At 73.8% G+C, this 23,663-nt stretch carries 25 protein-coding genes; 12 read left to right on the top strand and 13 right to left on the bottom strand.

Annotated features, from left to right (window positions below; genetic code table 11):
• The first annotated feature begins 2 nt into the window (after nucleotides 1-2).
• A complete protein-coding gene (locus tag JT1_RS13000; RefSeq protein ID WP_169701999.1) occupies nucleotides 3-626 on the top strand; it encodes a hypothetical protein in 624 nt (207 codons plus the stop codon).
• On the opposite strand, the gene JT1_RS12995 is transcribed toward JT1_RS13000, so the two are convergent.
• From JT1_RS12995 to JT1_RS12980, 4 genes are read right to left on the bottom strand one after another with little or no spacing between them, the layout of a single operon-like run.
• Nucleotides 608-1,957, bottom strand: a complete 1,350-nt coding sequence (locus JT1_RS12995) for a cryptochrome/photolyase family protein (RefSeq protein WP_068327181.1) — start codon at nucleotides 1,955-1,957, stop codon at nucleotides 608-610. The genes JT1_RS13000 and JT1_RS12995 overlap by 19 nt on opposite strands.
• On the bottom strand, nucleotides 1,957-2,967 hold the full coding sequence (locus tag JT1_RS12990) for an NADP-dependent oxidoreductase (protein ID WP_068327179.1): 1,011 nt from the start codon (nucleotides 2,965-2,967) through the stop codon (nucleotides 1,957-1,959). The genes JT1_RS12995 and JT1_RS12990 overlap by 1 nt, the downstream gene beginning before the upstream one ends.
• Nucleotides 2,968-2,972: 5 nt before the next feature.
• Nucleotides 2,973-3,395, bottom strand: a complete 423-nt coding sequence (locus JT1_RS12985) for an organic hydroperoxide resistance protein (protein ID WP_068327176.1) — start codon at nucleotides 3,393-3,395, stop codon at nucleotides 2,973-2,975.
• The gene (locus JT1_RS12980; protein ID WP_068327173.1) at nucleotides 3,392-3,850 is read right to left on the bottom strand and encodes a MarR family winged helix-turn-helix transcriptional regulator; all 459 of its coding nucleotides are present in this window, start codon (nucleotides 3,848-3,850) and stop codon (nucleotides 3,392-3,394) included. The genes JT1_RS12985 and JT1_RS12980 overlap by 4 nt, the downstream gene beginning before the upstream one ends.
• An 86-nt stretch (nucleotides 3,851-3,936) precedes the next feature.
• On the opposite strand from JT1_RS12980, the gene JT1_RS12975 reads away from it, so the two are divergent.
• Genes JT1_RS12975 through JT1_RS12960 form a run of 4 tightly spaced genes read left to right on the top strand, consistent with a single transcriptional unit; the run spans nucleotide 3,937 to nucleotide 5,774 of the window.
• Nucleotides 3,937-4,263 carry an ArsR/SmtB family transcription factor gene (locus JT1_RS12975; protein WP_068327170.1) on the top strand — a complete coding sequence of 109 codons (327 nt, stop codon included), beginning with the start codon at nucleotides 3,937-3,939 and terminating at the stop codon, nucleotides 4,261-4,263.
• Nucleotides 4,263-4,766 (top strand): SRPBCC family protein, encoded by a 504-nt coding sequence (locus tag JT1_RS12970; protein ID WP_068327167.1) that lies wholly within the window; start codon nucleotides 4,263-4,265, stop codon nucleotides 4,764-4,766. The genes JT1_RS12975 and JT1_RS12970 overlap by 1 nt, the downstream gene beginning before the upstream one ends.
• Nucleotides 4,763-5,287: a DinB family protein gene (locus JT1_RS12965; protein WP_068327164.1), complete on the top strand. Its 525-nt coding sequence runs from the start codon at nucleotides 4,763-4,765 to the stop codon at nucleotides 5,285-5,287. Before JT1_RS12970 ends, JT1_RS12965 begins: the two co-directional genes overlap by 4 nt.
• A gap of 4 nt (nucleotides 5,288-5,291) precedes the next feature.
• Nucleotides 5,292-5,774 carry a mycothiol transferase gene (locus tag JT1_RS12960; RefSeq protein ID WP_068327161.1) on the top strand — a complete coding sequence of 161 codons (483 nt, stop codon included), beginning with the start codon at nucleotides 5,292-5,294 and terminating at the stop codon, nucleotides 5,772-5,774.
• A gap of 22 nt (nucleotides 5,775-5,796) precedes the next feature.
• Here the strand turns inward: JT1_RS12960 and JT1_RS12955 are convergent, their stop codons facing one another.
• Genes JT1_RS12955 through JT1_RS12930 form a run of 6 tightly spaced genes read right to left on the bottom strand, consistent with a single transcriptional unit; the run spans nucleotide 5,797 to nucleotide 13,170 of the window.
• A complete protein-coding gene (locus JT1_RS12955; protein WP_082807665.1) occupies nucleotides 5,797-9,423 on the bottom strand; it encodes a transglutaminase family protein in 3,627 nt (1,208 codons plus the stop codon).
• Between the two features lie 48 nt (nucleotides 9,424-9,471).
• Nucleotides 9,472-10,206 carry a hypothetical protein gene (locus tag JT1_RS12950; RefSeq protein WP_068327158.1) on the bottom strand — a complete coding sequence of 245 codons (735 nt, stop codon included), beginning with the start codon at nucleotides 10,204-10,206 and terminating at the stop codon, nucleotides 9,472-9,474.
• Nucleotides 10,203-10,922, bottom strand: coding sequence for a hypothetical protein (locus JT1_RS12945; protein WP_068327155.1), 720 nt, complete (start codon nucleotides 10,920-10,922; stop codon nucleotides 10,203-10,205). The genes JT1_RS12950 and JT1_RS12945 overlap by 4 nt, the downstream gene beginning before the upstream one ends.
• The gene (locus tag JT1_RS12940; protein WP_068327152.1) at nucleotides 10,919-11,629 is read right to left on the bottom strand and encodes a hypothetical protein; all 711 of its coding nucleotides are present in this window, start codon (nucleotides 11,627-11,629) and stop codon (nucleotides 10,919-10,921) included. Before JT1_RS12940 ends, JT1_RS12945 begins: the two co-directional genes overlap by 4 nt.
• A gap of 45 nt (nucleotides 11,630-11,674) precedes the next feature.
• Nucleotides 11,675-12,427 (bottom strand): hypothetical protein, encoded by a 753-nt coding sequence (locus JT1_RS12935; protein WP_068327149.1) that lies wholly within the window; start codon nucleotides 12,425-12,427, stop codon nucleotides 11,675-11,677.
• Nucleotides 12,424-13,170, bottom strand: a complete 747-nt coding sequence (locus JT1_RS12930) for a hypothetical protein (protein ID WP_169701998.1) — start codon at nucleotides 13,168-13,170, stop codon at nucleotides 12,424-12,426. Before JT1_RS12930 ends, JT1_RS12935 begins: the two co-directional genes overlap by 4 nt.
• Before the next feature lie 83 nt (nucleotides 13,171-13,253).
• On the opposite strand from JT1_RS12930, the gene JT1_RS12925 reads away from it, so the two are divergent.
• Nucleotides 13,254-14,078 carry a hypothetical protein gene (locus JT1_RS12925; RefSeq protein WP_068327144.1) on the top strand — a complete coding sequence of 275 codons (825 nt, stop codon included), beginning with the start codon at nucleotides 13,254-13,256 and terminating at the stop codon, nucleotides 14,076-14,078.
• A gap of 34 nt (nucleotides 14,079-14,112) precedes the next feature.
• Here JT1_RS12925 and JT1_RS12920 read toward each other — a convergent pair whose 3' ends face one another.
• Complete coding sequence (locus JT1_RS12920) at nucleotides 14,113-14,775, bottom strand: 4a-hydroxytetrahydrobiopterin dehydratase (RefSeq protein ID WP_068327141.1); 663 nt, start codon at nucleotides 14,773-14,775, stop codon at nucleotides 14,113-14,115.
• A 62-nt stretch (nucleotides 14,776-14,837) separates the two neighbouring features.
• Here JT1_RS12920 and JT1_RS12915 point away from each other — a divergent pair, with 62 nt between their 5' ends.
• The 3 genes from JT1_RS12915 to JT1_RS12905 all read left to right on the top strand — a co-directional run bounded on the left by JT1_RS12915 (nucleotide 14,838) and on the right by JT1_RS12905 (nucleotide 18,290).
• Nucleotides 14,838-16,277, top strand: coding sequence for an HAD-IB family hydrolase (locus tag JT1_RS12915; protein ID WP_068327138.1), 1,440 nt, complete (start codon nucleotides 14,838-14,840; stop codon nucleotides 16,275-16,277).
• A 28-nt stretch (nucleotides 16,278-16,305) separates the two neighbouring features.
• The gene (locus JT1_RS12910; protein WP_082817226.1) at nucleotides 16,306-16,860 is read left to right on the top strand and encodes a nucleotidyltransferase family protein; all 555 of its coding nucleotides are present in this window, start codon (nucleotides 16,306-16,308) and stop codon (nucleotides 16,858-16,860) included.
• A 62-nt stretch (nucleotides 16,861-16,922) separates the two neighbouring features.
• Entirely contained in the window at nucleotides 16,923-18,290 is a 1,368-nt protein-coding gene (locus JT1_RS12905) for a cation:proton antiporter (protein ID WP_082807664.1), read from the top strand.
• Here JT1_RS12905 and JT1_RS12900 read toward each other — a convergent pair.
• Nucleotides 18,235-18,954 carry a FadR/GntR family transcriptional regulator gene (locus tag JT1_RS12900; RefSeq protein ID WP_068327135.1) on the bottom strand — a complete coding sequence of 240 codons (720 nt, stop codon included), beginning with the start codon at nucleotides 18,952-18,954 and terminating at the stop codon, nucleotides 18,235-18,237. The two genes, JT1_RS12905 and JT1_RS12900, sit on opposite strands and share 56 nt — an antisense overlap.
• Before the next feature lie 134 nt (nucleotides 18,955-19,088).
• On the opposite strand from JT1_RS12900, the gene JT1_RS12895 reads away from it, so the two are divergent.
• Together JT1_RS12895 and JT1_RS12890 are read left to right on the top strand one after the other, a co-directional pair.
• Entirely contained in the window at nucleotides 19,089-20,489 is a 1,401-nt protein-coding gene (locus tag JT1_RS12895; RefSeq protein WP_068327132.1) for a GntP family permease, read from the top strand.
• 1 nt (nucleotide 20,490) lies between these two features.
• Entirely contained in the window at nucleotides 20,491-21,006 is a 516-nt protein-coding gene (locus tag JT1_RS12890) for a gluconokinase (protein WP_082807663.1), read from the top strand.
• Between the two features lie 44 nt (nucleotides 21,007-21,050).
• On the opposite strand, the gene JT1_RS12885 is transcribed toward JT1_RS12890, so the two are convergent.
• On the bottom strand, nucleotides 21,051-22,181 hold the full coding sequence (locus JT1_RS12885; RefSeq protein WP_068329220.1) for a diacylglycerol/lipid kinase family protein: 1,131 nt from the start codon (nucleotides 22,179-22,181) through the stop codon (nucleotides 21,051-21,053).
• A 96-nt stretch (nucleotides 22,182-22,277) separates the two neighbouring features.
• On the opposite strand from JT1_RS12885, the gene serS reads away from it, so the two are divergent.
• Nucleotides 22,278-23,600, top strand: coding sequence for a serine--tRNA ligase (gene serS, locus JT1_RS12880; protein WP_068329211.1), 1,323 nt, complete (start codon nucleotides 22,278-22,280; stop codon nucleotides 23,598-23,600).
• Nucleotides 23,601-23,663: the final 63 nt, after the last annotated feature.

Genomic DNA, 23,663 nt, shown 5'->3' with positions numbered 1-23,663 from the left:
GCGTGGGCGCCCTGGTGCTCGACCGCTTCCGGGGGCGGATCCTCGGCGCCGGGAGCAGCAGCGGGCTGCGTCTGGTCATCGGTGACTGGTCGACCTCACCGCTCGGCTCCTTCACCGACGTGATGGTCGCGACGGCGGACGACCGCCGGGTCCTGCTCGCGCCGGACCGGGCCGTCGCGGAGTACGTCGCCGCGACCTACACCTTCGACGAGGTCCGGCTCTGCCCGGTGGTGCTGCGCGTCGACGGGGACACCTGGCAGCTCGACGCGGGACCGCTGGCCTGCCGCCTGGGGCTGGGCACCCGCACGCGGGTCGGCAGGCTGCTGCGACCCCTGCCCGAGAGGGTGGGCCGCAGCCGCGTCTTCGCCCACCTCGCCGACCCGGTCGCGCGGCGACTCCTGCCGGGGGTGCGGACGGTGGGCAGCGCCGGAGGGGGGCGGCGCGAGTACTACGGCGCGCACGACCAGCACCACGTGACCTCCCTGACCGGCACCTGGGAGGGCGCGGACCTCGGCGGGCTCGCCCCGGTGCGCCCGGCGCCGCGCTTCGGGTTCAGCTCGACGCCGGTCACGCCCAGCCTGACGCGGGTGACGACGACCGTCGCGCGTCAGGTCGCCGCGTCGTAGCGGGCGAGAGCCTCGAGGCGCTCCTCGGCGTGGTCGACGACCCGCTCCGGGTAGCCGTGGGCGTACCCGGAGTCGTGCTTCCACGGCTCGTGCGCGGCCGCGCCCTCGAGGTGGGCGAGCTCCGGCACCCACCGGCGCACGTACTCGCCGTCGGGGTCGAAGCGCTTGCCCTGGGTCACGGGGTTGAAGACCCGGAAGTACGGCGACGCGTCCGTCCCGGTGCCGGCGACCCACTGCCAGCCGTGGTTGTTGGACGCGAGGTCCCCGTCGAGCAGGTGGTCGAGGAAGTGCTGCGCGCCGAGCGGCCACCGCACGTGCAGGTCCTTGGTGAGGAAGCTCGCCGTCACCATCCGTACCCGGTTGTGCATCCAGCCCTCCCCGAGCAGCTGCCGCATCCCGGCGTCGACGATCGGGTAGCCGGTACGGCCCTCGCGCCAGGCCTCGATCGCGTCCTGCGGCTCGGCGTAGCGAAGGGGGAGCGGCCGCAGGTCCTCGTGGGCCGAGTCCGGGTTGGCCCACAGCACGTCGGCGTAGAACTCCCGCCACGCGAGCTCCGTGCGGTAGGTCTCGGCCCCGTCTCCGCGCGCACCGCGCAGGTCGGCCAGGAGCTGGCGGGGGTGGACCACCCCGAGGTGGAGGTCGGCGGACATGCGCGAGGTCCCCTCCACGGCCGGCAGGTCGCGGTCGTGGGCGTAGTCGGCCAGGGCCCCGTCGCGGAAGCGCTCCCAGCGGCGCCGGGCGGCGTCCTCCCCCGCCGCGGGCAGGTCGATCGGGCACTCGCGCTCGGCCCGGTCGAGCATCGCCGCGACGCGACCGTCGTCGTCGGCCTCGACCCACTCGACACCGCGCGGGGCGTCCAGCGGCTCGTCCCAGCCGTGCTCGCGCCAGGCCGCGGCGAAGGGGGTGAAGACCTTGAAGGGGGTACCCCCCTTCGTCCTCACGGAGCCGGGGTCGACGGCGTAGGGCGAACGGGTGGCGACCCCTTCGACCCCCAGCTCGCGCAGCGCCGCGACGACCCGACGGTCGCGCTCGACGCCGCCCGGCTCGCTCTCCCGGCTCACGTGCACCGAGGTCGCTCCCACTTCGCGGGCGACGCGCGGCACGACGTCGGCCGGGTCGCCGAGGCGGATGACGAGCCGCCCGTCGAGGGACGCGTCGAGCGCGCGGAGGGTGGCGGCCAGCCAGGCGGTCTTCGCGCGGCCGGCCGGCCCCCACATCGACGGGTCGACGACGAAGAGCGGCAGCACCGGCCCGCGGGAGGCGGCCTCGTGCAGCGCCGGGTGGTCGCGCAGCCGCAGGTCCCGGCGGAACCACATGAGCGAGGTGGACATCAGAGGCGGACGAGCATCTTGCCGGTGTTGGCGCCCTCGAGCAGGTCCATGAAGGCCTGCGGCGCGGCGTCCAGGCCGTCGCGGAAGGTCTCGTCAGCCTGCAGCCGTCCCTCCGCGAGCCAGCCGGCGGCGCGCTCGCGGTACTCGCCGGCGAGCCGGGGGTACTGACCGACGATGAAGCCGCGCAGGGTCAGCCCCTTGCCGATCGCCTGCATGAGGTTGCGCGGCCCGGGCGTGGGGTCGGTCGCGTTGTACTGCGAGATCGCGCCGCACAGGGCCACCCGCCCGTGCAGGCGAAGGGAGGAGATCGCCGCCTCGAGGTGGTCACCGCCGACATTGTCGAAGTACACGTCGATGCCGTCGGGAGCCGCGGCGAGCAGCCCCTCGCTGACGGGCGCCGTCTTGTAGTTGAAGGCCGCGTCGTAGCCGAGCTCGAGGACGCGGGCGACCTTGTCGTCCGAGCCGGCGGAGCCGACGACGCGCCCGGCGCCCAGCGCCTTGGCGATCTGGCCCGCCAGCTGTCCCACGGCCCCGGCCGCGCCGGAGACGAAGACGGTGTCCCCCTCGCGCATCTCGGCGACCGCGGTGAGACCGACGTAGGCGGTGAGGCCCGGCATCCCGAGGACGCCGAGGAAGGCGGACGCGGGGGCCCTGTCGGTGTCGACGACCGTGACGGACCCGCTCGGCAGGACCGCGTGCTCCCGCCAGCCGGAGCCGTGCAGGACGTGCTGCCCCACGACGACGTCGGGGGAGCGCGAGGCGATGACCTGGCCGACGGCGCCGCCGTCGAGCGGCGCGTCGACGCGAAAGGGGGCGACGTAGGACTTCACGTCGTTCATCCGGCCGCGCATGTACGGGTCGACGGACATGACGACGTTGCGCACGAGGACCTGGCCGTCCGCGAGCTCGGGCAGGTCGACGTCCTCGAGGCGGAAGTTGTCGCTCGTCGGGGCGCCGGTGGGGCGCGAGGCGAGGACGATCTGCCGGGTGGTGGTGGGGATGTCGCTCATGGGCCTCAGTCCTGGGTGACCGTGACGGTCACGTCGATGTTGCCACGGGTGGCGTTGGAGTAGGGGCAGACCTCGTGGGCCCGGTCGGCGAGCTGCTGGGCGGTCTCGGTGTCGAGGTGCGGCAGGGTGACCTCGAGCTCGACGGCCAGCTGGAATCCGCCGGCGTCGGTCGGGCCGATGTGCACCCGGGAGCCGACGGAGGAGTCGGTGACGTCGGCCTTCGCCTGGCGGGCGACGAGCTGCAGCGCGGAGTGGAAGCACGCCGCGTAGCCGACGGCGAAGAGCTGCTCGGGGTTGGTGCCCTCTCCGGAGCCGCCCATCTCCTGCGGGATGGCGAGGTCGAGGTCGAGCCGGCCGTCCGAGGTGCGGCCGTGGCCGTCCCGACCGGCGCCGGTGGCGAGGGCCTCTGCGGTGTAGATGGTCTTCATCGTGCTCCTTCGGTGGTGGGGTGGTCGAGGCGTGCCGCGGACTCGCAGAAGCGCTGGGCGAGCTCGCGCAGGGTGGCCAGCTCCTCCGGCTCCATGTCCACGGCGTCGTACAGACGGCGCTGGACCTCGGCGACCCGGGACTCGAGCGCGCGCCCGGCCGGGGTGAGGTGGACCGTCACGCGACGGGCGTCGGGGCCGGTGCGCCGGCGCTCGACGAGACCGCTCGCCGACAGGCGCCCGAGGAGGGGGGAGAGCGTCCCGCTGTCGAGACGCAGCGCCTCGCCCAGCTCGGACACCGCCTGGGCGTCGCGCTCCCACAGGGCGAGCAGCGTGACGTACTGGGTGTACGTCAGGCCAAGCTCCGCGAGGGCCTCGCGGTAGGCCGACGTGGCCGCCCGAGACGCCGAGTAGAGCGCGAAGCAGACCTGGTGGTCGAGCTGCTGGTTCGTCTGCACCCGATGAGCATTGCACGCAATTGAGTTGTGCGCAATGCATGTGAATGTCCAGCACGATATATATCGACCTGTGTATGCTCCGACCCATGGACGCCGTGCTGCACGCCTTGGCCGACCCGCACCGGCGGGTCATCGTCGAGGCGCTCAGTGCCGGCGAGGCGGCCGCGGGCGAGCTCGGCGCACTCGTGCCGATCGCCCAACCCGGGGTCTCGCGCCACCTGTCGGTGCTGCGTGAGGCGGGGATCGTCGACGTCCGCCGCGAGGGGCAGCGCCGGATCTACCGGTTGCGCCCCGACGGGCTCGTCGAGGTCGGTGACTGGCTCGAGCAGCGCCGGCAGGACTGGGAGCACCGGATGCAGGCACTGCACACCGAGGTGGCGCGGGGCCGACGAGAGCGACGAAGGAGCGAGTGATGGCACCGATGGGCAGGAGCGGGCTGCTGGGTGAGGTGTGGGTGGCCGACGGCGTGCCGGTCGTCCACGTCGAGGACGTGTACGACACGGACATCGACGACCTGTGGGACGCGATCACCGAGCCCGCGCGGCTGGGCCGGTGGGTCGCGAGCGTCGAGGGGGACCTGCGACCGGGTGGTCTCTTCCGTGCCTCCTTCACCAGCGGGTGGGACGGTGGCGGTCGGGTCGAGGTCTGCGAGGCACCGCACCGCCTGCTGCTCACGATGGAGCCCGGTGCTGCCGACGAGACCACCATCGAGGCCGTGCTGAGCGCCCAGGGCGGGGGCACGCGCCTCGTCGTCGAGGAGCGGGGGATCCCCGTCGAGCAGGCACCCGACCACGGCGCCGGGTGGCAGGCGCACCTCGAGGACCTGCGGGCCGTCCTCGACGGCCGTGTGCCCGGGTCCTGGTCGCAGCGCTGGGCCGCGCTGCGGCCGGCCTACGCGCCGGTGCAGCGCCCGTGACCGGCCCGGCGTCCCCCGAGCGCGACGGGCTCCTGGCCGCTCTCGGGGCGCAGCGGGCCAGCGTCCTGGCGATCGTCTCCGACCTCGACGAGGCCTCGTGGCGCAGCTCGGTCGTCCCGAGCGGGTGGACCCCGCTCGGGCTCCTGGAGCACCTCGGCGGGGCCGAGCGCCTCTGGGGGCAGGTCGTGCTCGGCGGCCGCGTGCCACCGCGGTCCCGTCCGCACGCGGCGGAGGCCGGCGAGGAGGAGACCGGCGAGGAACCGTCGGGGTTCGTGTCCGACCGCGAGGTCGATGACGTCCTCGCCTTCTACCGGGATCAGTGCGCGCAGACCGACCTCGTCCTCGAGGGGCTGGCCTTCGACGACCGGCCCCCCGGTGTGCGCCGACCGGACCTGCCGACGCCCGTCACCGACGTCCGCGACGTGGTCCTGCACCTGGTCGAGGAGACCGCGCGACACGCTGGGCACCTCGACATCGCCCGCGAGCTGCTCGACGGGCGGACCGGGCTCGGTCCACGCTAGGCCCATGGACGACGCCCACCTGCTGACCCACCTCGCGACCGAGCGCGCCCACGTGCTGCGGGCCGTCGACGGCCTCGACGAGCCCGCCATGGGCCGCGCCGCCGCCCCCTCCGGCTGGACCGTGACCCGGCTGCTCAACCATCTCGCCCTCGACGACGAGATGTTCTGGATCTCGGCTGTGCTCGGTGCCGACCCCACCGCGATCGCCGCCCTGCGCGACGGCTGGGCGGCCGGGCCCATGACGGGCGCCGAGGCCGTCGAGCTCTACCGGCACCGCATCGCCTGCAGCGACGAGGTCCTCGCGACGGCCGACCTCGACGCCCCGCCGCGCTGGTGGCCGCCGGCGGAGGTCTTCGGCGGGCCCCCCATGTCCGACGGGCGCCAGGTCGTCTTCCGCGTGCTGACCGAGACAGCGGTGCACGCCGGGCACCTCGACATCGTGCGTGAGCTCGTGGACGGCCACCAGCACCTCGTGGTGGGCGGTTAGCGAGCCACCCCGAGCGAGCGGGTCAGCCCCCGACCGTCCGCTGCACGGCGCCCTCCGCGCTCGTCTCCACCACCGGCGCGCCGTCCGCGGGAGGCATGCCGGCGTCGGCTGCCTCCGGCGTGGACGTCGAGAACTCGTCCTCCGTGCCGGGGGCGTGGTCCGTCCCGGGGAAGCGCCGCAGGTCGAGCGTCACGGGGAAGTCCGTGACGGCCGGGCCGAAGCCCGCTCTCGGGTCCGGCAGGGCCGACACGTCGACCGGCCCGGGGGTGTGGCCGTCGGTGACGAAGCGCGCCGCCCGCCGGGACTCGGCCGACGCCGCGTTGACCGGGAAGGAGTCGTAGGCGACGCCGCCCGGGTGGGTCACGTGGTAGGTGAACCCACCGAGGGAGCGGCCGGCCCACCGGTCGACGAGGTCGAAGACGAGCGGCCCGTGGACCCCGATCGTCGGGTGCAACGCCGACGGCGGCGCCCAGGCGCGGTAGCGGACGCCACCGACGAAGGCGCCGGTGCTCCCCTTCGCCCCGACGGGTCCGCCCCAGCCCTGCTCGGCGACGGGGACCATGGGCACGGGGACGCCGTTGCACGTGACGACGTGCCGGCCCTCGACGAGGCCGACGGCGCGGACCTGGACCTTCTCGACCGAGGAGTCGACGTAGCGGGCGGTGCCGAACTGGCTGACCTCCTCGCCGAGCACGTGCCACGGCTCGATCGCCGTGCGCAGCTCGAGCTCGACGCCGGAGATGACCGTGTCGCCGAGCCGCGGGAAGCGGAACTCGAGGAAGGCGTCGAACCACGCCGGGTCGATCCGTCCGGCGCCGACACGCTCGAGGTAGCGGTTGACGTCGTCGATGACATCGCGCAGGTCGGCGGCGACGAAGGCCGGCAGCAGGTACCGGTCGTGCAGCCGCGTGCCCCAGTGGACGAGGGGCGCGGTGTACGGCTCGACCCAGAAGCGGGCGACGAGGGAGCGCACGAGGAGCGCCTGGAGCAACGCCATCCGCGGGTGCGGCGGCATCTCGAAGCCGCGCATCTCGAGCAGCCCGAGACGCCCGCGCTCCGTGCCGGGGGCGAAGAGCTTGTCGATGCAGAATTCGGCCCGGTGCGTGTTGCCCGTGATGTCGGTGAGCAGGTGGCGCAGCAGCCGGTCGGCGAGCCAGGGGCGGGTGCCGCGCCTGGCCCGGTGGTCCTCGTCGAGCGGGTCGGTGATCGCGCTCTCGTCGTGCTCCAACGCGATGACGTGCTCGAGCTGCGCGAAGGCGATCTCGAGCTCGTAGAGCGTGTCCGCCCGGCCCTCGTCGACGCGTGGCGCCTGCGAGGTCGGGCCGATGAAGCGCCCGGAGAAGAGGTAGCTGAGGGCCGGGTGGTGCTGCCAGTAGGTGACGAGCGAGCGCAGCAGGTCGGGGCGGCGCAGCATCGGGCTGTCGGCCGCGGTCGGGCCGCCGAGCGTCAGGTGGTTGCCGCCGCCGGTGCCGGTGTGCGAGCCGTCGAGGTCGAACTTCTCCGTCGACAGGTGGATCTGGCGGGCGTGCTCGTAGAGGCCCTCGGTCTGCTCGACGAGCTCGGGCCACGAGGCGGTCGGGGTCACGTTGACCTCGATGACGCCGGGGTCGGGCGTCACCGACATCGTGCGGACGCGGTCGTCACCGGGCAGGGGGTAGCCCTCGAGCACGACCGGGTGTCCGACCTCAGCGGCCGCGCCCTCGACCGCGCTGACGATCTCGAGCGCGTCCTCGAAGGCCTCGACGGGCGGCAGGAAGACGAAGAGGTGGCCGTCGCGGTGCTGCACGGCGAGCGCCGTGCGCGGCGCCTCGTCGATCGGCAGGACGCGGGCGGGCGGGACGTCGACCGGCTCCAGCGCGGCCGGGTCGAGCGCGGGCAGCGCTCCGCGGGGCTCGAAGGGGGAGCGCTCCGGTGTCGTCGGCCCCTCCGTCCACGAGATCGAGGACAACGGCAGCCGCAGGCCGGCGGGGGAGTCGCCGGGCACCAGGGCGAGGAAGCCGCGCCGGGTGCGCCAGGTCGTCGTCGCCCAGCCCTCGCCGTCGGGCGCGGGGAAGATCGGCAGGACCCACGCAGCCGGGGTGTCCGGGTCGGCCGCGGTGTCGACGGCCGCGAGGGCGGCCGCGCGCCGGGCCTCGTCGGAGACCTCCTCGGCGTCGGGCGCGAGGTCACCGGGGGTGGGCGCCGCGCCGTCCGGGCGGCGGGCCTCGAGCACGAGCCGCTGGAGCGGGTCCTCCACGGCCGGGACGAGCTGCTCCGGCGGGACGCCGAGCCGGCGGGCGATGCCGAGGGCCAGGTCGCGCGCGGCCCCCACGGCCTCGGGGGCGTCGGACGACTCGCGGGCCGGCCCCCACGGGTCGTCGAGCAGGTCGGGGTCGCGCCACAGGGGCTCCCCGTCGGCCCGGGAGGCCAGTGCGATCTGCCAGCGCGGGAGCGGCTCGCCCGGGTACCACTTGCCCTGGCCGTGGTGGCGCAGCGTGCCCGGCCCCGACAGGCGGCGGGCGAGGGCCATGGCGAGCTGTCGCTTCTCCTCGCCGTCGGCGGCGGTGTGCCACTGCGGGTCCTTGGTGCCGCCGGCCGCGACGAAGGTCGGCTCGCCGCCCATCGTCAGGCGCACGTCACCGTCGGCGAGCAGGCCGTCGACGGCCGCACCGAGCGCGTTGATCCGGGCCCAGTCGTCCTCGGAGACCGGCCTGGTGACGCGCGGGTCCTCGGCGATCCGGGTCACGGTGTTGCTGAAGCCGAAGGTGACGTCGGTCGGAGCCGTCGCGCCGCTGATCGGCGCCGCGGAGGTCGGGTGCGGGGTGCACGAGAGCGGGATGTGCCCCTCGCCGCAGAGCAGGCCGGAGGTCGCGTCGAGCCCGACCCAGCCGGCGCCGGGGATGTAGACCTCGGCCCACGCGTGCAGGTCGGTGAAGTCCTGCGCGGGGCCGTTGAGGCTGTCGTCGCCGACGGCGCTCAGGTCGGCGGTCAGCTGCACGAGGTAGCCCGAGACGAAGCGCGCCGCGAGCCCGAGCTGGCGCAGCGCGGAGACGAGCAGCCAGGCGCTGTCGCGGCAGGAGCCGATGCCCCGGTCGAGCGTGTGCTGCGGCGTCTGCACGCCCGGCTCGAGACGCACGGTGTAGTCGACGCTCTCCCGGATCGCGCGGTTGAGCGCGACGACGAAGTCGACGATCCGCGTGCCCTCCCCGGCGGCCGCGTCCCGCGGGGCGGTGAGCAGCGACGGCAGCCGCTCCTCCAGCCAGGCGCTCACGCCCGGCGCCGGTCCGCTCCCTTCGCCCCCGTCGTCCACCGGGGTGAGGTACGGCGCGAGGTCGTTGCGCAGCTGCTCCGGGTAGGCGAAGGGGTAGGTCGCCGCCCAGTCCTCGACGAAGAAGTCGAAGGGGTTGATGACCGTCATGTCCGCGACGAGGTCGACGGTGATCTCGAGCCGGGGGACCGGCTCGGGGAAGACCACGCGCGCGAGCCAGTTGCCGAAGGGGTCCTGCTGCCAGTTGAGGAAGTGGCCCTCGGGCTCGATGCGCAGGGAGTAGCTCGGGATCGGCGTGCGCGAGTGCGGTGCCGGCCGGAGCCGGATGGTGTGCGGGTAGACCCGGACCGGCTCGGAGAACTCGTAGGAGGTGCGGTGCTCGAGGGCTACGCGGATGGTCACGTCGCCACTCTAGGTCGCCCGCTGCCGGCACGCGTGCGGGTGACGCGGCTACTGCTCGAGACGGGCGAGGACGTCGGCGGCCAGCTGCTCGACGGGCTCCATCGTCAGGGACTCGTCGGTGCCGACCTGCTGGACCGTCACGAGGTTGTGGCCGACGCGGTAGCTCATCTGGTCGATGTGGACCCGGGCGGTCTTCCCGCCCACGCGGTCGAAGGTCGTCACCCGCACCGCGAAGGCCTGCTCGCCGACCGGGGAGATGGTGCGCGGCTCGGTGAGCAGCCGCAGGTCGAAGTCACCGAGCTCGTCCCGGCCGTAGAGGGAGAAGGTGGCGCAGCCGCCGGCCGCCTCGCCCGCCGCGGTGAGGATGCCGGGGCCGACCGGGCGCGTCACCGAGGTGATGCTGACCGACATGGTGCGCAGGGCGTCGCCCGTGCCCTCGGACCAGCTGAGGTTGGCCTGGCTCGCCCGCTGCTGCCGCAGGTTGCGGTAGTGCCAGCCGAGGCGCAGGACGTCGACGCACTCGGCCGGGTCGGAGGTGCGCTGCTCGGCGCCGGTGTCGGAGGGCTGCTCGGTCGCGCCCTTCGGCAGCGGGGGCAGCGCCGCCTCGGCCTCGTCGCGGGTGAGCTCACGGCCGGCCCGCTCGAGCCCGGGGTCGGGTGGCGGCACGGGCGAGGTCGACGTCGTGGACGGTGCGGTGGACGTCCGCTCGGGGGCGAAGGGGGTCACGCACCCCGAGAGCACCAGGCAGGTGAGCGCGGCGACGGTCGCGGGCAGGATCCTCACGACGCCTCCTCGAGCCCGTCGAGGGTCGCGCGGGCGGTGCGCTCGGTGAGCGCGGTGTCGGGGGTGCCGTTGTACGTGCCGTTGACGACCGTGAAGGTGTTGTGACCGACCTTGACGGCGACGAAGTCCATGGTGAGCGTCTCCATCGTCTGGTGGATCGTGAGGCGCAGGGCGAGGGTGCGGTCGCCGAGCGCGGGGAAGGTCAGCGCGTCGGCCTCGTACGCGCTGCTGTTGCCGGTGTCGCGCTGCACGATGCTGAACTGCGAGCAGTCCGCGACCTCGGCGCCCGCCTCGTCGAAGAGCCGCACCGGGTACGGCTCGTCGTAGGAGTAGGCCCACACCGCGACGTGGCGGCGCTGCGTGCCCGGCGGGGGCTGGTTGTCGCTCGCGGCGAAGTTGGCCTGGGCCCGCCCGCGGCTGGTCTGCTGCACCTCGTCCCAGCCGGGCCCCTTGAGCACGAGCGGGGCGCACGAGGACGGGGTGACCTCGGCGGCCCGCGTCTCGAAGAGCGTGCCGGCCGGGTCCGCGCCCCACCCGTCGCCGAGGTCGCCGGGGGACGGGAGGGCGCTGCGCAGGCCCCCTTCGTCCAGCGGTCGACCGGCCCCCGTGAGCGTCCCGAGGTCCTCCGCGGGCTGCGGGTCGTCGACGAGGCCGCAGCCGGGGAGGACGAGGGCGAGCGCGGCGAGCGCCGCGGCGGGGCGAAGGGGGCGTCTCACAGGGCCTCGAGGTTGTCGACGGTCGTGCGGGCCACCGTCTCGACGACCCGCGAGTCGTACCTCGAGCCGGGGCCGGCCGCGTAGACGACGTGGACGAGGTTGTGGCCGACGGAGATGCCGGCGACCTGCACGACGCCTCCCTTGAAGACATCGCCCTCGGTCGTCGACTCGACGCGCATGGAGTAGGTCCGCTCACCGAGCGGCGGGAAGGTCACGGGGCTGAGCTTCCACGAGGACGTGCCGGACTCGTCGATGAGCTGGAAGGTGGCGCACTCCCCCTGCGCGGCGCCGGCGTCGTCGAAGAGCTGCGTCGGGACGGCGACGTCGTGGCTCGAGACGGTCACCGTCAGCGACCCTCCGACCTCCCCGGCCCAGGCGCGCTTGGCGCGGGCCGTGCGGTGCGTGCGCAGGTCCTTGCCGACGTCACCGGCGAGGCGCACGTCGAGGCAGGTGGCGGGGTAGGCCGTCGCCTGGGGGTCGTCGCCACTCGTCTCCTGCTCGACGGTGTCGCGGCGGAACCCGGACGGCATCTGGTCGTCGCCCGGCAGCACCGACGCGGCCTGCTCCTCGCTCAGCCGGCCGTGGCCGACCGGCGGCGGGGTCGAGCTCGCCGGGTCCTCGCCGCCGAGGCCGGGGACGCACCCGGCGGTGACGACGGCGAGGGCGGCGACCAGGCCGATCCCTCGGACGGTGCGTGGTGTCCCCATGTCTGCTCCCCTGTCGTCAGGCTTGTCGTCCGGCTCGTCGTCGGCTCACGCCAGGTCGTCGAGGACGCCCTCGGCGTACTCCTGGAGGATGTCCGAGTTGTCCGCGCGGAACCCGGTGAGCATGCGCACGTGGACGAGGTTGTGGCCGCTGCGCACCCAGAGGTAGTCGATGGCGGAGTCGAGCTCGCGCGAGCCCGCCCGCACCCCGAGGCTCTGCTCGCCGAGGACCGGCGTCTGGATGTTGGTCGCGGACCAGTCGCTCATCTCGGAGCCGGGCGAGACGGCCGTGCGGAAGGTCGCGCAGTCGGCGAGGGCCGCACCGGCCTCGTCGAGGAAGCGCGTCGGGAAGGCCTCGTCGTAGCTGTAGACCGCGACGGAGATGCTCGGCTGGCCGACCGAGTCGTCCTCGCCGCTGTTGCGCGTGTAGCGCACGCCCTCGCCGTCGGCGAGGTGCTCCGACTTCCAGGTGCGCATCTGCGGGGTGTCGAGGAAGACGGCCAGGCAGGCCTGCGGGTCGGCCCGGCGCTGGCTCGCCCGGCGGGTGTCGAACCCGCTGGTGTCCTGGACGAAGCCCCGCGGGGCCTCCTCACGCGTCGGCAGCGCCCGCTTGATCTCCGCCGCGGTGAGCTGCTGCTGCTCCGGCGCGGTGAGCTCCTCGACCGTCGTGGCGCTGCTGCTCGGGGTCACCTCGCCCGAGGTGCCCGAGGCGGCCGGCTGGGCGTCGCCGCCGCAGGCGGTCAGGGCGAGGGCGGCGACGGCCGTGAGCGCGAAGGGGGTGGCTCGGGTGCGAGAGGTCATGTTGTCTTCTTCAGCTCGGCGAGGGTCTTCTCTGCGTACTTCGTCATGGCGGCGCCGTCGTAGGGCTCCCCGCCCTTGATGTACCAGACGGTGACGAGGTTGTGGCCGCTGCGCACGTAGAGGCGGTCGACGGAGATCCCCTCCCCGCCCGCGCCGAAGGTGAGGCGCACGGCGAAGGAGCGGTCGCCGACGCTCGGGGTGCTGATCGCCCGCGTCGTGCGGGTCGTCGAGGAGCCGCCGTCGTCAGGCGTCGTCGTGTACGAGGCGCACTCGGCGAGGTACTGGCCGGCCTGGTCGAAGAACTCGAGGGGGTAGGGCTCGTCGTAGGACTCGACGATCGTCGTCACCGACTCGTCGGTGACGGAGCGGGGGCTGGTGAAGCGGCTGTACTCGCGGACCTTGCGGTGGGCGTCGCGGAACTTGCGCTCCTGCGGGCCGTCGAGGGTGATGTGCGCGCACACCTGCGGGTCGTAGGTCTGCCCGCCCTCGGTGAGCTTGGTCGTCCACGTGGCGAAGCCGCCTGGCGCGTCCTTGATCGTCGGCAGCGCGCGGCGCGCGGTGGCGGCGTCGATCTGCTGCTGCTCCGGCTGGTCGAGGGTCTCCGCGCCGTCGGCGGAGGTCGTGACGGTCACCGTCGTCGGCGGGGCCTCCGGCCCCGAGCCGCACGCCGCCAGGCCCAGCACGAGCGTCGCCACGGTGATGGCGGTCGCACGGGGGGAGGGGCGTCGGGACGATGGGCGCACGGGCCCAAGGTTCTCACGCGGGCCGTGCCCTCGCTCGCGAGGCCCGGCCCGTATCGTCGTCCCGAGACCCGCAAGGAGGACCCGTGGAGCAGATCTCCCGCCGTGCCCTGCTGGCCGCACTGGGTGCTGCCGGATCCACCGCGCTCACCGCCTGCGCCGAGGACGAGCCCCCGGTGGAGATCGGGTCCACGACGCACACGCCCGCGGGCGGTAGCGACCCGAGTGAGGGATCCGGCGGTGACGAGGCGCCGAGCCCGTCCGGCCCCGCCTCGATGGTCCCCGTCGACCTGGCCTCGCCGGACGACCTGCGCAACCGGTGGGCGGCCTATGCCGCCATGTGGGTCGGCGCCGGGGTCTCCGAGGGGGGCACCGGACCCCGCGCCACCGACGGCGACTGGGTCTACGAGATGGAGATCGGCCAGTGGGGCTACCTCGTGCGGCTCAAGGACGGGCGGGCGGTGCTGGCCGGCCAGAGTAACCCCGACACCCGCCGTGACGCCGCGGCCGAGAAGCGCAACCGCCAGGCCCTCCTGGGGCAGGGCCCGAGCTGGTGGGGCGTCGTCGACGACGTGCTCCCCGCGACCGCCAACCTCGGCTTCGTCATCGGCTGGGACGGCAAGCGGTGGACCCGCTCGAGCGCCGCACCCACCGGTGGCGGTTACGACAGCTTCGTCTTCTACGTCGCGACGGCGAAGGACCTCGGCCAGATCCTCGTGCGCTGGGGGAGCAACGGGCAGCAGGAGTACACCGGGACCGGTGGGGCCCGAGCGGCCGCCGACACCGTGATGGAGCAGGGGACCCGGGTCACCTCGAGCCAGCTGCGCCGGCTCGGACCGGGCATGAGGTCCTCACGGCTGCCGGCCGCGACCGCGGCCGCGCGGGCCTTCGAGGGCAGGGGCCGGCACTAGGACGAAGGGGGTCCCCCCTTCGTCCCGGCGCTGCTCAGTCCCGCCGGTCCTGCCAGGTGCACACGCAGGCCTCGTTGCCGTCGGCGTCGGCGAGGACCCACCACGCCGGCGCGAACTCGTCGGTGACGAGACGCCCGCCCGCCGCGATGGCCGCGTCGACGCGCTCCTGCGCGATGTCGTGGGGGATGTAGACGTCGAGGTGCAGCCGGTTGCGGACCTCGCGCGGTGCGCTCTCCTGGAACCAGATCTGCGGCAGCTGCCCGTCGGGCGAAGGGAGGACGTCCGGGTCCCCCTTCGCCGGCTCGTGCCCGGTGAGGGCCTGCCAGAAGGGACGGATCGCGCTCGCGTCCGCGGTGTCGATGCCGATGGTCATCGCGACGACGACGTGCGGGTCGTGCTCGGCCCCGAGCTCCTCGGCGATGCGGGAGATCTCGCCCGCCAGCTGGAGGTCGCGACTGGTCAGGCCACCCACGTCGTGGCTCACGAGGAGCAGCCCGACCCAGTTGTAGCGCAGGTCGATGTCGGGGTGGTGGTCGGCGGCGTCGGCGACCCGGGCGATGCGGGTCACGAGCTCGACCGCGGCCGGGTAGTCCGCGGTGCGCAGGCGGGTGCGGAGGGTGCCGTCGATCTCGCGCCACCCCCGCGGGGCGGCCTCGGCGACATGGCTGCTGGACAGGGTCTGGGCGTCGTCGCTCATGTGACCCACGTTAGGCCCCGCGGGGCCGCTCCGGCGGGGGATCCGCCGTTAGCCTCGAGCGCATGACGGCCGCCGCGTTCTTCGACCTCGACCGCACCCTCCTGCCCAAGGCCTCCGGGCCCGCCCTGTCCGCGGCCATGCGGCAGACGGGGGTCGTCTCGGCCCGGCTGCCGGGCGAGTCGCTCGTCTTCGGGTACTTCAACCTCCTCGGGGAGTCCCTCGGCTCGATCGCCCTCGCCCGGCAAGCCGTCCACGTCGCCCGCGGCCGGGCGGCCGACGCCTTCGACGAGGCCGCGGAGGTCGCGGCCGACGTGCTCGAGCCGCTCGTCGGGCCCTTCGCCAGGATGCTCATCGAGGAGCACCACGACGCCGGGCGGCTCGTCGTCCTCGCGACGACGACGCCCGAGCACCTCGTCCGGCCGCTCGCCGAGCGCCTCGGCATCGATGCCGTCATCGCCACCCGGTACGAGGTGGGGGAGGACGGCCGCTTCACCGGCCGCCACGACGGGCACTTCGTGTGGTCGATGGGCAAGATCGCCGCCGTGCGCGACTGGGCGGAGCAGCAGGGCGTCGACCTCGACGCGTCCTTCGCGTACTCGGACTCGATCTACGACGCGCCCCTGCTGCGCGCGGTCGGCAACCCGGGCGCGGTCAACCCGGACCCTCGCCTGCAGGCGCTCGCGGTGGCCGCCCGCTGGCCCGTCCTGCACTTCGACACCTCCCCCGGCGTCTTCAAGCTGCCCGTCATCGGCCTGGAGCTGCAGCGCAGCCTCGCGCTGCTCGCCCGCCCCGAGCTCTTCCCCTACGCTCGGTTCTCCATCCGGGGCGTCGACAACGTCCCGAGGGTCGGGCCGGCGATCCTCGTCGGCAACCACCGCTCGTACTTCGACGCCATGGCGATGCTCGTGGCCATGGGGCGCACGAGCCGCTCCGCCCGGTTCCTCGGCAAGAAGGAGCTCTTCGACGTCCCCGGCCTCGGTGCCTTCTTCCGAGCAGGTGGCGGCATCAGCGTCGACCGCCGCGGGGACGACCCGGACAGCCCGGACGCCTTCGCGGCCGCGGTCCGCGCGCTCGCCGGCGGCGAGCTGGTCGCGATGATGCCCGAGGGCACGATCCCGCGCGGCATCGACTTCTTCGAGCCGGGCATGTCCGGGTACCCCGGCGCAGCGCGCCTGGCCCAGCTGACCAAGGTGCCCGTCATCCCCTTCGCCATCACCGGCACCGAGCAGGTCTGGCCGCGCTCGTCGAGGCTGCCCCGGGTCACCCAGGTGCTCCGGCGGCCCGAGGTCACCGTGACCTTCGGCGAGCCGGTGGAGCTGAAGCGCCGATCCGTGGCGCGCGACATGGAGCGGGTCTTCGACGCCATCACCGCGCTGCTGCCGGACGAGGTCCGCCAGCCGCCCCGCCCGACGCTCGCCGAGTTGGCCCGCAGCTACCCGGACGGGCGCGTGCCCGACGAGGACCGCTGGTACGCGGTCGACGGGGACGGGGACGGGGGATGAGTGGGCGCACGGTCGGGGGCCGGCGCACGTGACGACCGTCCACGGGCTCGTGCTCGCGGCCGGGGCGGGCCGTCGGATGGGCCGGCCCAAGGCCCTCATGACCGACCCGGACGGCACATCGTGGTTGGCCCGGGCGGTCGCCGTCCTGGACGAAGGGGGTTGCGCCGCGACGACCGTCGTCCTGGGCGCCGGCGGCCCGGTCGGGCCGACGCTGCCGAGGACGACGTACACGCACTGCCCCGACTGGGCAGAGGGCCTCGGCACCTCGTTGGCGCACGGGCTGCGCACCCTCGACGACGGTGACGCGGACGCCGTCCTCATCCACCTCGTGGACCTGCCGGACGTCACCGCGGCGGTGGCGCGACGGCTGCTGGCGTCGCACGTGGACGCCGGCACCCTGCGTCGAGCGGTGTACCGCGGGCGGGTCGGGCACCCGGTGCTCGTCGGCCGGGACCACTGGGGCCCGCTCGTCGCCGGGCTCTCCGGGGACCGGGGGGCCGGCCCGTATCTGCGACGGCACGGCGCCGTCGGTGTCGAGTGCGGCGACCTGGCGACCGGGGAGGACGTCGACCACCTGCCGTGACCGGGACGCGTCGCGTGGCGCCACGTGCAGTCCGGGGCGCCGCAGCGCCGTAATGTACGTCCATGCCTGCCGATGCCGCGTTCCTCGTCGCGGGGCTGGCCCTCCTCGTCGCCGTCGTCCTCCCGGGCCTGACTCGGAAGCTGGCCGTCTCCGCGCCGATGGTGCTGATCGGTCTGGGCATGGCCATCGGCCTGCTGCCCGTGCCCGACGGCGCCAATCTCGACCCCGTGGACTCCCGGGTGATCGTCGAGCACGTCACCGAGTTCACCGTGCTCGTGGCGCTCATGGGCGTGGGTCTCGCCCTGGACCGCCCGCTGTCCCTGCGTCGGCCGGGCACCTTCCGAGCCTGGGGGGCGACGTGGGGGCTGCTCCTGGTGACGATGCCGCTGACCATCGGCGCGGTGGCGCTGCTCGGGTGGACCGTCGGTGGGCTCGCGCCCGCGACCGCGCTCCTGCTGGGTGCCGTGCTCGCTCCCACCGATCCCGTGCTCGCGAGCGACGTGCAGGTGGAGGGGCCGGCGGTGGAGACCGACGACTCCCCGGTCGACGAGCGCGACGAGGTCCGCTTCGCCCTGACCTCGGAGGCAGGGCTCAACGACGGGCTGGCCTTCCCCTTCGTCCACGCGGCGATCCTCATGCTCACCGCCGGTGCCGTGTCCGACTGGGGGCCGCGCTGGCTCCTCTGGGACCTCGTCGGCAAGGTGGCGGTGGGGGTCGTCGTGGGCGTCGCGGCCGGGTGGCTGCTGGCCAAGCTCGCCTTCCGCGCCCCGAACCCGGCGGTACGCACCGCTGACCTGGGAGAGCCGACCTTCGCGCTGGCCGCCGTGTTGGCCGCCTACGGGGCCAGCGAGCTCCTCGGGGGATACGGGTTCCTGGCCGTCTTCGTGACGGCGATGACCATCCGGTCAGCGGACCGCGACCACGTCTACCACCGCCACATGCACGAGTTCGTCAACCGGCTCGAGCACCTGCTCGTCTTCGTCATCCTCCTGCTGCTGGGCGTGGCGCTCACGCGCGGGATCCTCGGGCACCTCGACGCGCGCGGCGCACTCCTCGGCGCGGGAGTCGTGCTCGTCGCGCGGCCACTGGCCGGCGCCGCCGGCCTGTGGATCGGCCGGCGGCGCGGTGGGCGGATCCACGGGCTGGACGTCCGGGAGCGAGCCGTGACCGCCTTCTTCGGCGTGCGGGGCATCGGCTCGCTGTACTACCTGGCCTACGCGGCCGGGCACGCACCGGTCGAGGGCGAACGCTGGCTGTGGTCGACGGTCACCTTCACCATCGTGCTGTCCGTCGTCGCCCACGGCGTCCTCGTCACGCCCGCCATGAGCTGGATCGAGCGCCACCGTGAGGACGGCATCGGTCCGGTCGAGGCCCTCACTCCTTCGCCGCACCCTCCTCGGCGCCCTCCATCGCCGCCTGGGCCTCGGTGACGATGCGACGGGTGGCCTCCTCCGCGAGCTCGGCGTGACCCGCGGCGACGGCCGCCGCGACCTCGACGTGCCAGTCGATGGCCCTCTGCTCGGGGATCTGCGGCATGAGGTCGTGCTCCGTGCGGCCGGTGAGTGCCTCGGCGACGAAGGGGGCGAAGCCCGACAGCAGCGCGTTGCCCGAGGCCTCGAGCAGAGTCCGGTGGAAGGCGATGTCGTGCTGCAGGTAGGGCCACAGGTCTCCCCGTGGCCCAGTGCTCGCCATCCCCGAGGCGGCGGCGCGCAGCTGCTCGACCTGCTCGGCGGTGGCGCGCTGGGAGGCGAGCCGGGCGGCCTGCGGTTCGATGCCCCGGCGCAGCTCGCTCACCTCGCGCAGCTGGGAGAGGCGCTGCGGTCCCTCCAGGCGCCAGTGGATGATCACCGGGCTGAGCGCCTCCCAGGAGTCCTCCGGCTGGATCGTCACGCCGACGCGGCGGCGTGAGGACGCCACGCCGATCGACTCGAGCACCTTGATGACCTCGCGCACGACGGTCCGCGAGACGCCGTAGCGGGCCTCGAACTGCTCCATGGAGAACACGTCGCCGGCCGACAGGCGTCCGTCCATGAGGTCGGACCCGATCTGCGTGAGCACCGTGTGGTGCAGGCCCCCGCCCCGCGTGCTGGTCATGGAGCGGATTGTCGCAGAGGCGGGCGTCCTGGCCCCACGACGACGGTGCGCTCTTGCGCAATAAGCATACTTTTGTCACAGTGGGCGCCGCGGGCCGACGTGGGCCTGCCCCACGCCACCCGTAGGAGACACCGATGTTTCTCGTCGAGGACGCCGTCACTGAGCCTGCCTACGGCTCCGGGGTCCTGCTCGCCATCGCCGCAGCGGCCGTGGCGCTGCTGCTCGTGCTGATCATCCGCTTCAAGGTCCACGCCTTCGTGGCCCTCGTGCTCGTCAGCTTCCTCACCGCGCTCGCGACGAGGATCGCGCCCGCCGACGTCGTGACGACGATGACCGACGGCTTCGGCCAGACCCTCGCCTCGGTCGCGCTCCTCGTCGGGCTGGGCGCGATGATCGGCCGGCTCCTCGAGGTGACCGGCGGGGCCCAGGTGCTCGCGGACACCCTCATCGCACGATTCGGCGAGGACCGGGCCCCCTTCGCCCTCGGCATCGCGTCGTTGCTCTTCGGCTTCCCGATCTTCTTCGACGCCGGCCTCGTCGTCATGCTGCCGATCATCTTCAGCGTCGCGCGGCGTTTCGGCGGGTCGGTCCTGCGCTACGCCTTCCCCGCGGCCGGTGCCTTCGCCGTCATGCACGCCTTCGTGCCGCCGCACCCCGGCCCGGTCGCCTCGGCCGAGCTCGTCGGCGCCGACATCGGCCTGCTCCTCGTCTTCGGTCTCCTCGTCGGTCTGCCGACCTGGTACGTCGCGTCCTATCTCTACGGCCTGTGGGCCGGCAGCCGGTACATGGTCGACGTCCCCGACCTGCTCTCCGGGGGCGACGTGGCAGGGGCGAAGGGGGAGACCCGCCTCCCGTCCTTCGCTCTCGTGCTCACGGTGCTCCTGCTCCCGATGGTCCTGATCTTCGTCGACACCGGCCTCAACACGCTCGCCACGTCGGGTGTGGTCGACGGTGACGCCACGTGGGTCAACGCGCTGCGCATCATCGGCAAGACGCCGATCGCGCTGCTCATCACGACCCTCTTCGCGATGGTGGCCCTCGGCTGGCGCAACCGGTCCAGGGCGATGACGGAGTCGATCCTGAACGACGCACTCGGGCCGGTGTGCGCGATCATCCTCATCACGGGTGCCGGCGGCATGTTCGGCGGGGTCCTGCGCGCCAGCGGCATCGGCCAGGCGCTCGCGGGCACGCTGGAGTCGACCGGGCTGCCCGTCATCGTCGCGGCTTTCGTCGTCGCCGCCACGCTGCGCATCGCGCAGGGCAGCGCGACCGTTGCCCTGACGACCGCCGCCGGCCTCATGGCCCCGACGATCGAGGCGACGTCGGGGCTGAGCTCGATCGACCTGGTGCTCATCGTCCTCGCGATCGCCGGCGGTGCCACGGTGCTGTCGCACGTCAACGACTCGGGCTTCTGGCTCGTCGGGCGCTTCCTGGGCATGGACGAGAAGACGACGCTCAAGACGTGGACCGTCATGGAGACGCTCATCGGCGTCGTCGGGTTCCTCATCGCCTTCGCCCTGAGCCTGGTGCTCTGACGTGACCACCCACGTCGTCGTCATGGGCGTCTCCGGGAGCGGCAAGACGACGGTGGCCGAGGGGGTCGCCGACCGCACCGGATGGATCTTCGCGGAGGCCGACGCCTTCCACCCGCAGGCCAACATCGACAAGATGGCGAGCGGCACGCCGCTCACCGACGAGGACCGGTGGCCCTGGCTGAGGGACCTCGCGGCGTGGATGGCCGAGCACGCGGCCCGCGGCGAGGACACCGTCATCACCTGCTCCGCCCTCAAGCGGGCCTACCGCGACGTGCTGCGCGCGGACGTCGCGGCTCTCGGTGCAGGGCACCGGGTGGTCTTCGCCCACCTCGACGGCTCGGCGGAGGTCCTCGCCGAGCGACTCGCGGGGCGCCGGGGGCACTTCATGCCCGCGTCGCTCCTGCAGTCGCAGATCACCACCCTCGAGCCGCTCGGCCCGGACGAGGACGGTGTCCGTCTGGACCTCACGGCCGAACCGCAGGCGCTGGTCCGGCTGGTGCTCGACGCGGTGGGGTGACCCCCCTTCGCTCGGCGCCGCCCACGCAAGGCCTCGCCTCCCGGCTAGGCGCCGGCCACGCGCACGATCAGGGCCTGCGGGTCGACGCTCACCCGCAGCCGCGAGGCCTCCCCGATGACGTCGCCGTCGACCTGCACGGGGTGCGGCTCGTCGACCTCGGCGGTGTAGACCGAGCCGGAGGTGCGGATCAGCTCGGAGCCGTCGCGCATGCTGCGGCCGAGGACGCGGACCGCGACCGAGCCCCAGCCGATGAGCGTCCTCGGGGCGACGACCACGCCGTCGAGCAGACCGTCCTCGAGCCTGGCGCTCGGGACGAGCTGGATCCCGCCCTGCAGGGTGCCGCAGTTGCAGACGAGGAAGCTCCGGGCGCTCACCGGGTCCTGCTCCCGTCCGTCCACGCTCCACCGCACGCGGAAGCGGGTGACGAAGAGCTTGCGCAGCCCGGTGACGAAGTAGGCCGACCAGCCCACCCTGGCCTTGAGGTCCTCGCTCGTGCCGTCCATGATCTCCGCGTCGAAGCCCATGCCCGCCATGACGAGGAAGGGGTGGCGCTGCACCGGCGGACCCTCGACCGGGTGCTCGGCCTGCCCGGAGTCCTCGGTCGCCGGCTCCTCGGCGGGGTCGAGCTCGAGCCACGCCACGTCGATGGCCTTGTTGCGACCGTTGTACGCGACCCGGAGGGCGGGGACGAGGTCCACGCCGACGGGGATGTCGAGGTTGCGGGCCAGGAGGTTGCCCGTGCCGCGGGGGAGCAGTCCCATGGGCGTGCGCGTGCCGGCGAGGGCCACGGCGACCGCGCGGATGGTGCCGTCACCGCCGAGCGGGCAGACGACGTGGACGCCCTCGTCGAGCGCCTGGCGCGTCTGGCCGGTCCCCGGGTCGTCGATCGTGGTCTCGATGAAGAGCGGCTCGGCCCAGCCGAGCTGGGTGCTCGCGGCCGCGAGCTCGGCGCGGGTCGCGGCGACGTCGGTGAACTTCGTCGGGTTGATGATGATCGCTGCCCGCCGGGGCGTCTCCCGTGCGTCCTTGTCCTTGCGGAAGCTGCCGCGGGTCGGGCGGGGCTTGCGGTGCCGAGCGCTCGGGGCGCCGGGGCCGGCGAGCACGAGCGCAGCGGCGACGCCGACGAGTACGAGGGAGAGCGCGATGACGAGCGCCAAGAGGGTCCAGTCCGACACGCCGGTGACGCTACCGGACCGTAGGCCGTGGGCCCGTCGTCGACCGGGCCGGGGCGCCGGGCCGACAGCGTCCACATCGCGGATATCCTGCGTGTCGTGATCGACCTCAAGTTCCTGCGCGACCAGCCCGATGCCGTCCGAGCGAGCCAGCGTGCCCGCGGCGAGGACGAGTCACTCGTCGACGCGGTGGTCGCCGCCGACGAGCGGCGCCGCGCGGCGATCGGGGCCTACGAGAGCGCGCGGGCGGAGCAGAAGGCCGCGAGCAAGGAGCTCGGTCCCGTCATGGGTCGGCTCGCCAGGGCGAAGAAGGCCGGGGAGGACGTCGCGGACCTCGAGACCGAGGCGGCCGCCCTGCGGGACAAGGGGGCCGCGATGTCGGCCCGGGTCAAGGAGCTCGAGGCCGCGGCCGACGAGGCGAAGGGGGAGCTGGACACCTCCCTTCGCGCCATCGGCAATGTCATCCAGCCGGGCGTGCCCGCGGGCGGCGAGGAGGACTTCGACCTCGTCGAGGAGGTCGGTACCCCACGCGACTTCGCCGCGGAGGGCTTCGAGCCCAGGGACCACCTCGAGCTCGGCGAGCTGCTCGGCGCCATCGACATGGAGCGCGGCGCGAAGGTGAGCGGCAGCCGCTTCTACTACCTCAGCGGGGTCGGTGCACAGCTCGAGTGGGCGCTCATGGGGCTGGCGCAGCGGATCGCCGGCGAGGAGGGGTTCACGCCCCTCGTCGTGCCCAACCTCGTGCGTCCGGAGACGATGGCCGGCGCCGGCTTCCTCGACGCGCACGGCGACGAGGTCTACCAGCTCCCCGCCGACGACCTGTACCTCACGGGCACCTCCGAGGTCGCGCTCGCCGGCTTCCACGCCGACGAGATCCTCGACCTGTCGCAGGGCCCGCTGCGCTACGTCTCGACCTCGACCTGCTACCGCCGCGAGGCCGGCAGCTACGGCAAGGACACCCGCGGCATCTTCCGGGTGCACCAGTTCCAGAAGACGGAGATGTTCGTCTTCTGCCGCCCCGAGGACGCCGTCGCCGAGCACGACAACCTGCTGCGCATCGAGCGCCGGGTCCTCGAGGCGCTCGAGCTGCCCTACCGGGTCATCGACGTCGCGGCCGGTGACCTCGGCGGGCCGGCGAGCCGCAAGTACGACTGCGAGGCGTGGGTGCCGACGCAGGCGAAGTACCGGGAGCTGACCTCGACGAGCAACTGCACGACCTTCCAGGCGCGTCGTCTGAACATCCGCGAGCGCAACGCGGAGGGCGGCGGCACGCGCACGATCGCCACGCTCAACGGGACCGCGATCACGAGCACCCGTCCGATCGTCGCGCTCCTCGAGAACCACCAGCAGGCCGACGGCTCCGTGCGCGTGCCAGCGGCCCTCCAGCCCTTCCTCGGTCGCGAGGTCATCGCCCCTCGATGACGAGCACGGCGGACGCGAAGGGGGTCCCCCGGCGGCGCTCAGGTCCGTTGGCTAACTTGGAGG

This window comes from Janibacter terrae NBRC 107853 (assembly GCF_001591405.1).
Taxonomy (GTDB): domain Bacteria; phylum Actinomycetota; class Actinomycetes; order Actinomycetales; family Dermatophilaceae; genus Janibacter; species Janibacter terrae.
This window is presented reverse-complemented; position numbering and strand designations above follow the sequence as displayed.

Bases quoted from the DNA above. Each gene is read 5' to 3' on its own strand.
- JT1_RS12995 (WP_068327181.1), bottom strand. From the start codon at position 1,957: ATGTCCACCTCGCTCATGTGGTTCCGCCGGGACCTGCGGCTGCGCGAC.
- JT1_RS12990 (WP_068327179.1), bottom strand. From the start codon at position 2,967: ATGAGCGACATCCCCACCACCACCCGGCAGATCGTCCTCGCCTCGCGC.
- JT1_RS12985 (WP_068327176.1), bottom strand. From the start codon at position 3,395: ATGAAGACCATCTACACCGCAGAGGCCCTCGCCACCGGCGCCGGTCGG.
- JT1_RS12975 (WP_068327170.1), top strand. From the start codon at position 3,937: ATGGACGCCGTGCTGCACGCCTTGGCCGACCCGCACCGGCGGGTCATC.
- JT1_RS12970 (WP_068327167.1), top strand. From the start codon at position 4,263: ATGGCACCGATGGGCAGGAGCGGGCTGCTGGGTGAGGTGTGGGTGGCC.
- JT1_RS12960 (WP_068327161.1), top strand. From the start codon at position 5,292: ATGGACGACGCCCACCTGCTGACCCACCTCGCGACCGAGCGCGCCCAC.
- JT1_RS12940 (WP_068327152.1), bottom strand. From the start codon at position 11,629: ATGGGGACACCACGCACCGTCCGAGGGATCGGCCTGGTCGCCGCCCTC.
- JT1_RS12935 (WP_068327149.1), bottom strand. From the start codon at position 12,427: ATGACCTCTCGCACCCGAGCCACCCCCTTCGCGCTCACGGCCGTCGCC.
- JT1_RS12920 (WP_068327141.1), bottom strand. From the start codon at position 14,775: ATGAGCGACGACGCCCAGACCCTGTCCAGCAGCCATGTCGCCGAGGCC.
- JT1_RS12915 (WP_068327138.1), top strand. From the start codon at position 14,838: ATGACGGCCGCCGCGTTCTTCGACCTCGACCGCACCCTCCTGCCCAAG.
- JT1_RS12905 (WP_082807664.1), top strand. From the start codon at position 16,923: ATGCCTGCCGATGCCGCGTTCCTCGTCGCGGGGCTGGCCCTCCTCGTC.
- JT1_RS12900 (WP_068327135.1), bottom strand. From the start codon at position 18,954: ATGACCAGCACGCGGGGCGGGGGCCTGCACCACACGGTGCTCACGCAG.
- JT1_RS12895 (WP_068327132.1), top strand. From the start codon at position 19,089: ATGTTTCTCGTCGAGGACGCCGTCACTGAGCCTGCCTACGGCTCCGGG.